This is a genomic window from Roseateles sp. GW821-FHT09G03 (genome assembly GCF_059416045.1).
Genome location: NZ_JBWKOK010000001.1, coordinates 1,201,350 through 1,208,835 on the forward strand (window position 1 = coordinate 1,201,350; position 7,486 = coordinate 1,208,835).

A 7,486-nucleotide genomic window follows, 5' to 3' on the forward strand; every position below is an offset into this window, starting at 1 on the left:
GTCCCGCGGACTGTCGTCGACCGTCATTCTCGACGGGACGCCTCACGCAGCGCCGCCGGGTCGATCTCGCCGGTGCATGTCGGCCGCGTCATTCGCCCGGCGATGACTTCGCGCACGAGAATAGAGACCGAACGCGTGATCGGGTCCTCAGGCTCGGCGGCGCGCGCCTCCTTGATCTCGAATTCCGCTGCGGACAGGTTGCCCGCGAAGAGATGGGCGATGGCGAGATTGGTGCGCAGTCCGGCATCCCCGGGGGTGGCCTTGAGGGCTTCCTGCGCATAGAAGACCGCGACGTCGAGCTTGCCGGCCTCGGTGGCGCTGATGCCGGCTTCCCGGGCGAAGTTCGCGTTGTTCGAGTCGATCAGGCAGGCCTTCGAGAGGCGATCGAGCGACGCGTCGAAGTTGCCCTGCAGTTGCAGCATCTTTCCCTGCATCCACAGGGCGGACCCGCTGCCGGGATGAAGCGCGAGCGCCTCGTCCATGAGCGCGATCACCTTGCGGATCTTTCGCGCCACGAAGAATCCTGGTGTGTAAGGTGGGACGAGCGAATAGAGATTGTCCGCGCGGGCGATGTCGCACGCCTCCTGCCACAACCGGTTGTACGCGTCGCGCTGCGCCTCGGTGAGGTGCAGCGCGCCGGGACGACTGCCGTAAGGGCGACCCACATAGACCTCCCGCTGCAGTTCCTCGTCCCAATAGACCTCAACGTTGTCCTGGTTGCGGAGGAACTTCAGGCGTGGGCTGTCGGCCCGGACGAAGTCGAGCGGTTGCTCCGACACGGATCCCTGGAACTTCCATTGGCCGGGCGTCACGACGGTGTTGACGGTGGAGCCCTTGAGGAAGGCGACCGTGATCTCGCCACCGATCGCCTCCGTCGACAAGCGCGAGACCCCGAGCCAGGCCGCGGGCCTGCCCGACCGTCCGAGCTGTTCCACGAGACAGGCATCGCCGTCGTCTGCGACGGGGTGCGTCCGCAATCCGAGGGACTGAAGATGGGCGAGAAAGGTTTCTGCGTCCGCGACCGCCATGAAGCCGACGCTGGCGATCTCGGCGTCATAGCAGAAGGCCCCGGTGGGGACCGCCGCTGAAAAGGTGGTCCAGCCACCGGCAATGCGTTCTTCGATGGCGTCTCGACGCACCACCGCACAGACCGCCTCGATCAAAACCGCCATCCACCCTCCCCCGGCATTTCCGATGTCTTCAGAATCAAGGCCGCGAGCTTAGCGGCAATGCGAGTCGGACTCCGGGATCGGAAGCAACATCGCGAACGGTGCCGCGCGCCCAGCAGGCGCATCGCCGGCCATCATGGCTCAGTCGGCCTCGCCCTTGTCCGAGAACATCGCGTCGTAAGCGGCGACGTGATGTGGGAAAAGCTCTTCGTAGAGCGGATAGCCGATTCCCAACGCGCTGACCTCGACGCCTTCTGGCCCCAGTTCGTCGGATGCATCCTGAATGCAAACGCCGCCCGCGCAGTCAATGACCCGTCCGTCCCGCTGCCGGATCTTCAATTGAAGGTCCGTCTGAACGCCGGCATCGAGCAGGCAGCGTTCGCGGATCAACGCATAGTGTTCAGACGGATGGAACCGCCCGAAGGCGACACCCATGGGCGCATCCCCGCGTTCCAGCTCCGTCGACCCGACCACCATCGATTCCCACAGCACGTCGAAACGATGCGTTCCGGGTAATTCGCTATTCACCGACAACAACATCGCCATCCTCAGTTCCTGAAAGCGCCGTGAGATACGCCAGTTCGAGACTCCGCGTGAAGGCGGGCGTATCGAACAGCATCGCTGAATCGCGGCCCTCCTGCAGTCGGGTACGAAGCTCGTTGAAACGGACCGTGTCGGTGGCGAGCGCCACCGCGGTATCGATGTACTCGGCCTGTGTCGCCACGACCAATTCCGGCAAGCCCACCGCGTGAAGCAGGCTGGACGCCATCCGGCCAGCGAAGGACTGCCCCGCCTGCGTCAGCACCGGCAAGCCCATCCACAGGGCATCGCTGGCCGTCGTGCCGGCGTTGTAGGGCAGCGTGTCGAGGAAGAGATCCGCCGACGCGAGCCGAGCGAGATAGGCCTCGCGATCGCATCGACTCGCGAAGACCAGTCGGGCCGGATCGAGGCCCATTTCCTCGGCATGGCTCCGGAGGTTCCGGATGGCCTCGCCCTCCTCCGCCAGCAGCCAGAGCACCGAGCCGGGCGCGCGCGCCAGGATCTGCGCCCAGGCCGCGAACATCGCCGGCGTCAGCTTTGCCGGGTTGTTGAAGCAGCAGAAGACGAATGCGTCATCAGCCAGTCCGGCGGCTGCGCGCAGCCCTCCGGCCGCCGGTCTCGGACGCTGCCGGTCATTGGCCTGGTAGGACGGCAACACCAGCAGCTTCTCATCGAGGAAGCCCCGGGTCCGATCGTCGACGAGGTGCCGGTCCGCGACGACGTAGTCGTACAGCGCCGACCCCGAGGTCCCGAGATATCCCAGGTAGAGCACCTGCACCGGCGCGATCCGGTTCGCGAAGATCGCGCTGCGGGCGTTGTCGGTGTAGCCCGTCAGGTCGACGGCGACGTCGATCGACAGCTCGCGACAGATCTGGACGATCTGCTCGTCGGACTGGTGCTGGACATCGATGAACGCATCGACGCTGGCGCGCAGCCCCTGCTGCATCGGATCCTCGCTGACGCTGCCGTAGTTGATGACCGCGACATCGAAGACCTCCCGGTCATGAAGCGCCAGCACTTCCGCGATCAGGTAGGCGACGGGGTGACCATGGAAGTCGCGGGACACGTAGGCGATGCGGATCTTCCGCCCTGCAGGAAAGCCTCTCCGGCCCTCGACGCGCCGTGGTCGTGGCAGCGTGTCTTCGGCCCAGGTCCTGGCGGCCCTCTGCTGCAGCGCCGGATCGTCCGTCAAGTGCTGCACGATCAACGGATGCGCAACAGGGTCGCCGGCTTCGACACGCGCCAGGACTTCCTGCCGGTGCTGCGCGTAGCGGCCCCAATCGAAGAGGTGCATCGCGGCATACAGCCTCAGGCCCGCCAGCCACTTCGTCTGCGGCGCCAGCGCCATCGCCGCATCGAAGTCCGTCACGGCCAGCGAGAACCTCCTGGCCCGGAGATGCAGGTTCGCGCGGTTCTGAAGCGGCGCGGCCAAGCGCGGGTCCGCCTGGATCGCGTTGCCGAAGGCCTCCAGCGCGCCGTCGAGTGCCCCTGCCTTGCGAAGCGCCAATCCCTTCAGGTTCTGGGCGACGGGATAACCCGGAGCGCCGCCGTCGAATCGATCCGCCTGCTGGATGGCGGCCTCCCAGGCGCCCGCATGGATCATCTGATCGATCAGCTCAAACTTGAAAGCGTCGCGATCGGGGTCGTTCTCGATGGCGAGCTCGATGGCCATCAGCGCCGAGTCCGCGGCGCCGATGTCGCGGTAGGCCAGACTCAGGCCGTGGAAGGCCTTCGCATAGGACGGCTTGAGACCGATGGCCCGTTCGAAGGCGGTGATGGCGTCCTCGGGCTGTCCGAGCTCGCGCAGCGTCACGCCCCAGTTGTGGAAGAGCACTTCATCCTGGCTGCCCGCTTCGGCCAGGGCGCGGTAACTCGCCGCCGCCTCTTCCCAGCGGCCCTGATCGACCAGCGCGTCGGCGGCTTGCCGCCCGCTGCCATGCCGTTCATTCCTCTTGCTCAACGCGGAACTCCCCAAAGCTCGTGCAGGAATCATAGGGGCCCCTCGGGGTCGGCAAATCGGCGGCGGAAGTTCAGCCATCTACCGATGGACGTGGTCTGGGGTCAGTCCTAGCGTGAATGGACTTGCATCCAACGAGCCACCGAGCCGTCCCTGGGAGCCGCCCGATGAAAACCCGACCGTCCGACTCCCCGGGGTCCCGGCACCAGGCCGTGGCCACGCCCGGTCCCAAGACACACGTCCCGTCGATGCGGGTCACCGATGGAGACGGGAACGCGCAGGACTCGCTGCAGCGACGCATCGACCATTCGCCTCGCATGCAGGCGCAGCGGGCGCTCGTGCAGGCAGTGTTCGGGCATGCGCCCCAGCAGGCCCGCCCCGGACCGGAGCCCGTCCTGCAGCGGAGGGTCGGGAAACGCCGGGATGCGGAAGGCAAGGACAAGCCGGTCGACTCGTGGGTCGAGAACGGGGACGAGACCTACAGCCTCAGCAGGGTGGCTGATTCGGGCGAGTGGGACAAGGTCTGGAAACTGGAGCTGTTCAAGGCCGATGCTTCGAAGGGCGTGATCTTCATCTACCTCCTGGGCAAGGTGCTGAAGCCGGACGGGCTGGAGGTGAAGGGAGACCAGCAAGGGCTCAGCTACGGCACCAAGCTGGGCGCCGCGGCAGTGAAGGCCATGAACAGCGACGCGCTCGCAGGCGAAACGGCGGGAGCCGACACCATCTCGCTGAACCTCGTCAATCCGCTCAGCGCCCACATTTCCCTCAAGCAGTTGACGATCGAGATGAATGGCGCGGACTCCCAGGATGGCACCGCCAAGGCGGCTGGCACGACGGCCCTGACCACGCCCTCACAGCTGGTCAAGCGGAAGTTCTACGACCCGGCGCAGTTCCCCCAGTTCTGGGGCAGGCTGGTCTTCCTGGTGGAGAACAACGGCATGGTCGTCCAATGCAGCGCGTTCAACATGGGCGACGCCTACCTGGACTCGACAACGATCAATCAGGTGAACGTCCGGGCCATGGTGGAGACCATGGTCAGGGTCCTGCCCACGAAAGGATTCGCGATGAACATCAACATCCCGAAGCCAAACAAGCTGACGCTATAAGCACCTGCATATCCCTTCGTAGCCAGCGCGAGCCGCCTGCGCGATCCTGACGTCGACCTTTGCCGTGTGCTCTACCGAGCATCTTCAAGCCCGGGAGTCCCGCCTCCCGGGCTCTTTCTCGTTCTCATCGCCCATTCTCCGATCACTCGTCCACCCATCGACATGGCCACTCGACGTTCCGCCCTCCTCGGCCTCACGGCCGCCGCTCTGCTCTTCTCCGCCGCGAGCCGCGCGGAGGAGATCATCAGGATCGCCGTGACCAACGGCCCGCATGCGCAGATCGCCGAGGTCGCGAAGAAGGTCGCCGCCCGCGACGGCCTCACGCTCCAGATCGTCGAGTTCTCCGACTACGTGCAGCCCAATGCCGCGCTGGACGCCGGCGACGTGCAGGCCAACAGCTACCAGCACCTGCCCTTCCTGCAGTCGCAGATCCAGGCGCGCGGTTACCGGCTCAGCGCGGTCGGCGTGACTGTCACGGCGCCGCTGGGCTTCTACTCGAAGCGCATCAAGCGGCTCGACCAACTGGCGACCGGCGCCCGCGTCGCCATCCCCAACGATCCGAGCAACAGCGGACGTGCGCTGCAGTTGCTGCACAAGGCCGGCGTCATCACGCTGAAACCGGGCGCGGGCATCTCGGCCACGACGCTCGACATCGCGGAGAACCCGCGCAAGCTGCAGATCGTCCAGGTCGACGCCGCGCAGTTGCCGCGCACGCTGGACGATGTCGACGCGAGCGCCATCAACACCAACTACGCGGTGCAAGCGGGGCTCATTCCGAAGCGCGATGCGATCGCGATCGAGGACGCCAAGAGCCCGTATGCCAACCTCATCGCCGTGAGGACGCAGGACAAGGACCGGCCCTGGGTGACCAAGCTGGTCCGCGCCTTCCAGTCGCCCGAGGTCCGGCAGTTCGTCGCGGAGCGCTTCGCGGATTCGCTGGTCGTCGCGTTCTGAACACGTCGGCGGCACGCCGACGTCAAGCGGCCGGCTTCCAATGTCCGCGCTCAACGACCTCGCTCAACGAGGTCGCCGCAGCCTCCCGTAGCCCCAGAGCAGCAACGCCCCGAAGGCGAGCACCGCCACGCCGACGATCGCGCCCGAGCTGACATAGACCACGCTGGACCACAGCACATAGGCGCTGCAGCCGACGAACACCAGCGGCAGCACCGGGTACAGCGGCACGCGGAACGGCCGCGGATGCGCCGGCGCCTTGCGGCGCAGCACCAGCACCGCCAGGCCGCTGAGCGTCATGAAGAACCAGTACACCGGCGAGAGGTAGTCGACCATCGTCGAGAAGCCGCCGCGCGTCGCCGCGCCGAACGCGACCAGCGCCAGGGCCATGCCGCTGGTGGCGATCACCGCGACGGTGGGCGTGCCGCGATCCGCGTCCCAGCGCGCGAGTTGCAGCTCCGCCGCCAGGTCGCGCGCCGCCGCGTAGGTCGTGCGCGGCCCGGCGATCAGGATCGCGTTCATCACCGACAGCGCCGTCAGCGTCACCACGCCGACCATCGCCACCTCCGCGCCGCGACCGAACACCACCCGCATGGCCTCCGCCGCCGGGGCCGCGCTCGCGGCCAGTCCGCCCAGACCGAGCACGCGTACGTAGGCCAAGTTGGCGAGCAGGTAGAGCGCCGTGACCGTGCCCAGGCCCAACAGCAGCGCACGGACGATGCCGCGGCGCGGGTCCTTCATCTCGGCGGACAAGGTGGCCGCGTCGCTCCAGCCGCCGTAGGCGAGGAAGACGAACACCATCGCCGTGCCCCACGAGAGGGTCGCACCGGTCGCGGCATTCACGGCATTCGCGGCACCCGCGGCGCTCAGCGCGCCCTGCCCCGCGGTCGCGGCCAGCGTGGCGGACGTGACCGGTGCCAGGCCTTGCCAGTGCTGCACGCCCGCGCCCACGCCGAGGAGCAACAGCCCGCCGATGACCAGCGTCGTGAGCCCGAGCTGTGTGCCCAGCCCGACGCGCACGCCGAGCAGGTTGAGCCCCGTCAGCGCGACGATGAGGCCGCCCGCGAGCCACGCGCTCACGTGCTCGCCGAGCCACGGTGAGAGGTCGACCACCTGCGCCAGGTAGTCCCCGAAGACGAAACCGAGCAAGGCCATCGATCCCGTGTGAATCACCGCGAAGCGCGACCACGCGAACAGGAAGCCGAGCCTCGCGCCGAAGGCGCGGCGCAGGAAGTAGTAATCGCCGCCCGCATCGGGGAAGGCCGCGGCGAGTTCCGCGAAGCACAGCCCGCCGACGAAGGACAGCACACCGCCCAGCGCCCAGGCCAGATAGAGCTGCCCCGGCGTCGCCAGGAACTGCGCCACCATCGGCGAGGTCTTGAAGATGCCCGCGCCGACGACCATGCCGATGCACAGTGCCATGGCATGGCGGACGTCGAGGATGCGCCGCGGCTGCGCGCCGGCGGCACCAGAAGAATCCGCGGCCGAGGACGCCAGGAGCGGAGCGGCGTTGTCGCCGGTGGAGACGGTCATCAGGGAAACCTTGGGGCGCGGAGCGGAAGAAGGTCGTCAGTGCGCACGGACGGGGATGCGCGATGCTACTGGCGGCCCGTTCCGCGCGGGGAGCTTCGTCGTGGCGACGCGACGGAGCGAGCCTGCGACAACCGTCCTCCCCGCCCTCCTCTCCGCCCTCCTCTCCGCCCTCCTCTCCGCCCTCCTCTCCGCCCTCCTCTCCGCCCTCCTCTCCGCCCTCCTCTCCGCCC

Annotated in this window: 7 protein-coding genes; 2 read left to right on the forward strand and 5 right to left on the reverse strand. The window is 67.5% G+C overall.

Annotation, left to right across the window (positions count from 1 at the left end):
- Positions 1–23: 23 nt before the first annotated feature.
- From AC07OZ_RS05340 to AC07OZ_RS05350, 3 genes are all read right to left on the reverse strand, one after another.
- Positions 24–1,172, reverse strand: a complete 1,149-nt coding sequence (locus tag AC07OZ_RS05340) for a tetratricopeptide repeat protein (protein WP_495466112.1) — start codon at positions 1,170–1,172, stop codon at positions 24–26.
- Between the two features lie 138 nt (positions 1,173–1,310).
- Positions 1,311–1,715, reverse strand: a complete 405-nt coding sequence (locus tag AC07OZ_RS05345) for a hypothetical protein (protein ID WP_495466113.1) — start codon at positions 1,713–1,715, stop codon at positions 1,311–1,313.
- Positions 1,690–3,669, reverse strand: coding sequence for an O-linked N-acetylglucosamine transferase, SPINDLY family protein (locus tag AC07OZ_RS05350; protein WP_495466114.1), 1,980 nt, complete (start codon positions 3,667–3,669; stop codon positions 1,690–1,692). Before AC07OZ_RS05350 ends, AC07OZ_RS05345 begins: the two co-directional genes overlap by 26 nt.
- A 314-nt stretch (positions 3,670–3,983) precedes the next feature.
- Between AC07OZ_RS05350 and AC07OZ_RS05355 the strand changes: the two genes are divergently transcribed.
- The gene (locus AC07OZ_RS05355; protein WP_495466115.1) at positions 3,984–4,772 is read left to right on the forward strand and encodes a hypothetical protein; all 789 of its coding nucleotides are present in this window, start codon (positions 3,984–3,986) and stop codon (positions 4,770–4,772) included.
- A gap of 162 nt (positions 4,773–4,934) precedes the next feature.
- The gene (locus AC07OZ_RS05360) at positions 4,935–5,726 is read left to right on the forward strand and encodes a MetQ/NlpA family ABC transporter substrate-binding protein (protein ID WP_495466116.1); all 792 of its coding nucleotides are present in this window, start codon (positions 4,935–4,937) and stop codon (positions 5,724–5,726) included.
- Positions 5,727–5,789: 63 nt separating this feature from the next.
- Here AC07OZ_RS05360 and AC07OZ_RS05365 read toward each other — a convergent pair whose 3' ends face one another.
- On the reverse strand, positions 5,790–7,256 hold the full coding sequence (locus AC07OZ_RS05365) for an APC family permease (RefSeq protein ID WP_495466117.1): 1,467 nt from the start codon (positions 7,254–7,256) through the stop codon (positions 5,790–5,792).
- Positions 7,257–7,292: 36 nt separating this feature from the next.
- Positions 7,293–7,486, reverse strand: a 194-nt coding sequence (locus AC07OZ_RS05370) for a hypothetical protein (protein WP_495466118.1), incomplete at its 5' end; no start/stop codon positions are given.